4 protein-coding genes and 1 pseudogene are annotated in these 2,809 nt (G+C 69.2%); 1 reads left to right on the top strand and 4 read right to left on the bottom strand.

Translation table 11 applies throughout. The features are described 5' to 3' along the window. The 4 genes from G3I40_RS39840 to rimP form a co-directional block, all read right to left on the bottom strand. Window positions 1-294, bottom strand: a 294-nt coding sequence (locus tag G3I40_RS39840) for a translation initiation factor IF-2 N-terminal domain-containing protein (protein WP_343245173.1), incomplete at its 3' end; no start/stop codon positions are given. Between the two features lie 146 nt (window positions 295-440). After that, window positions 441-719, bottom strand: coding sequence for a YlxR family protein (locus G3I40_RS39835; protein ID WP_164559699.1), 279 nt, complete (start codon window positions 717-719; stop codon window positions 441-443). A 103-nt stretch (window positions 720-822) separates the two neighbouring features. After that, the gene (gene nusA / locus G3I40_RS39830; RefSeq protein WP_164559698.1) at window positions 823-1,821 is read right to left on the bottom strand and encodes a transcription termination factor NusA; all 999 of its coding nucleotides are present in this window, start codon (window positions 1,819-1,821) and stop codon (window positions 823-825) included. A gap of 2 nt (window positions 1,822-1,823) precedes the next feature. Next, on the bottom strand, window positions 1,824-2,321 hold the full coding sequence (gene rimP, locus G3I40_RS39825) for a ribosome maturation factor RimP (protein ID WP_164559697.1): 498 nt from the start codon (window positions 2,319-2,321) through the stop codon (window positions 1,824-1,826). 187 nt (window positions 2,322-2,508) lie between these two features. Between rimP and G3I40_RS39820 the strand changes: the two are divergent. Next, window positions 2,509-2,809: pseudogene (locus G3I40_RS39820) on the top strand (hypothetical protein); the annotation flags it as partial.

Genomic DNA, 2,809 nt, shown 5'->3' with positions numbered 1-2,809 from the left:
CTCCGCGGCGGGCTTCGGCGCAGCCGGAGCCGGACGCGGGGCGGCAGGCTTCGCGGCCTGCGCGGGAGAGGGGGTGGGACGCGGCGCCGCCGGCTTGGCGGGCGCGGCCTTCTTGGCGGCGGGCTTGCCGCCGTTGCCCTGATTCAGGGCATCAGTCAACTTGCGTACAACCGGCGCCTCGATCGTCGAGGACGCCGAACGTACGAATTCACCGAGTTCTTGGAGCTTGGCCATGACGACCTTGCTCTCTACGCCGAACTCCTTGGCGAGCTCGTATACCCGGACCTTAGCCACTTCGCTCCTTTTAGGTCCGGGTTACGCCGGACCGTCGCTACTTCATGGGCGTACTCATCGCGTGCTCATCGAGTGCTCATCGCAATCTCGACCTACTTCCAACTCGCGGGGTACCAGGGCCGCACGGGGGTTCCGCACGGCGCTTCTTACGGTGTTGCCTGCTCGACTCGGTGACGCAGTGCCTCCGTGTCGAACGGTCCAGGGGCCCGGTAAGCCCGCTGGAACGCCCGGCGGCGGACCGCCAGGTCGAGACAGACCAGGGCGGGGTGCACGTAGGCACCCCGGCCGGGCAGCGTACCGCGATCATCGGGGACACATCGGCCCTCGATCACCACGATCCGCAGCAGATCGCTCTTGGCCGCTCGCTCCCGGCATCCCACACAGGTTCGCTCAGGGCATGCGCGGGCATGCGTCCGGCCAGACACTCTTAAGTCTACCTCCCCGTATCGACCTCACCCCTTTGGGGTAAGAATCGAACGGACGTTTCTCGTCACATGCTGTCATGACCCAAGCGCGCTGCGCCCGGATTTATTCCCCGTCGGACTCCGCGGGCTGCTCGGTGTCCGGGCGGATGTCGATGCGCCAGCCGGTGAGCCGGGCCGCGAGCCGGGCGTTCTGCCCTTCCTTGCCGATGGCGAGGGAGAGCTGGTAGTCCGGCACGGTCACCCGGGCCGAGCGCGCGCCGAGGTCGACGATGTCGACCCTGGAGACACGGGCCGGGGACAGCGCGTTGGCCACCATCTCCGCCGGGTCGTCGGACCAGTCGACGATGTCGATCTTCTCGCCGTTCAGCTCGCCCATGACGTTGCGCACGCGGCCGCCCATGGGGCCGATGCAGGCGCCCTTGGCGTTGAGCCCGCTGCGCGTGGAGCGCACGGCGATCTTCGTACGGTGGCCGGCCTCGCGGGCGATGGCCGAGATCTCGACGGACCCGTCGGCGATCTCCGGCACCTCCAGCGCGAAGAGCTTCTTGACCAGGTTCGGGTGCGTGCGCGACAGGGTCACGGACGGACCGCGCACGCCCTTGGCCACGCGCACGACGTACGAGCGCAGGCGCATGCCGTGCAGGTACTCCTCGCCCGGCACCTGCTCCTGCACCGGCAGGATCGCCTCGAGCTTGCCGATGTCGACCAGCACGTTCTTCGGGTCGCGGCCCTGCTGGACCACGCCCATGACGATGTCGCCCTCCCGGCCCGCGTACTCGCCGAGCGTCGCGTCGTCCTCGGCGTCGCGCAGCCGCTGCAGGATGACCTGCTTGGCGGTGGTGGCGGCGATACGGCCGAAGTCGGACGGGGTGTCGTCGAACTCCTTGGGCTCCTGGCCCTCTTCGAGGTCCGCCGGGTCCTCCGTCGCCCACACCGTCACGTGGCCGCTGTCGCGGTCCAGCTTCACGCGGGCGCGACGGAAACTGCCGTCGGTGCGGTGGTAGGCGATGAGGAGGGCCGACTCGATCGCCTCGACCAGCAGGTCGAAGGAGATCTCCTTCTCGCGGACCAGACCCCGCAGGGCACTCATGTCGATGTCCACGGCTACGCCTCCTCTTCGTTCTTGTTCTTGCGGTTGAACTCGACCTGGACCCGCGCCTTGGCGACGTCGGAGAAGTCGAGTCGTCGGGTGGTGGCCTTGCGGCCCTTCACACCCGGTACTTCCAGGTCCAGACCGTCTTCGTCGACCTGGAGGATGCGCGCGACCAGCTCGCTGTCGTCCGTCAGCTGGAACCGGACGAGGCGGTCCGTGGCCCGGACGTAGTGCCGGTGCTCGGTCAGGGGGCGCTCGGCGCCCGGCGTTCCGACCTCGAGCTCGTACTCCCCGTCACCCATGAAGTCGCTCTCGTCGAGCTTCGCCGAGAGCGCGCGGCTCACATCGGCGATGGCGTCGAGGTCGGCTCCTTCGTCGGAGTCGACGACGACGCGCAGCACACGCTTGCGTCCGACCGAGGCCACTTCGATCTCTTCGAGGTCGAGGCCCTGTGAGCTGACGAGCGGTTCCAGTAGTTCCCGCAGCCTCTCGTTCTGGGTGGTGCTCATCCGGGTGACTCCTCGGCCGCGTGTGCTGTTGTGGTTGCTTGCATTTCTGCGCGTCAGGTCAAAGGGTATCCGGTCCAGGGGGGTGTTGCCGTCCACCGGGCAGAGGGCGACGGTACGGTGATCACCGGCCGCTCCGTCTCGGTCGTGCCGAAACCTTTCTGAGCCTTCTGTGACGAGGACGACCACCGTGCCGCTCACCACTCGGTCCCGCCCGGGGCCACGCCGTAGGAGCCTGCTCGCCTCGTTCGCCGGGGCCGCGCTGCTGACCGGTTGTTCAGGAGGCGGCGAGGAGGGTGCCGAGGTCGGCCGGGGCGCCCCGGCCCTCTCGCAGGAGAAGCGGCTCAAGGCGCGGGCCGCCCGGGAGAGCGCGGACCTGCTCGGGCAGTACGACGAGGCGCTCGGGGCGCTGCCGTCGCTGGCGGGGCGGATCGGTCCGCTGCGGGACGAGGTCGCGCGGCACGTGCAGGCGTTCGGCGGCGCGGCCGGGC

This window comes from Streptomyces sp. SID14478 (genome assembly GCF_010548525.1).
GTDB lineage: Bacteria > Actinomycetota > Actinomycetes > Streptomycetales > Streptomycetaceae > Streptomyces.
The sequence above is the reverse complement of the archived record's forward strand: the minus strand, read 5'-3'. Positions and strand labels throughout refer to the sequence as shown.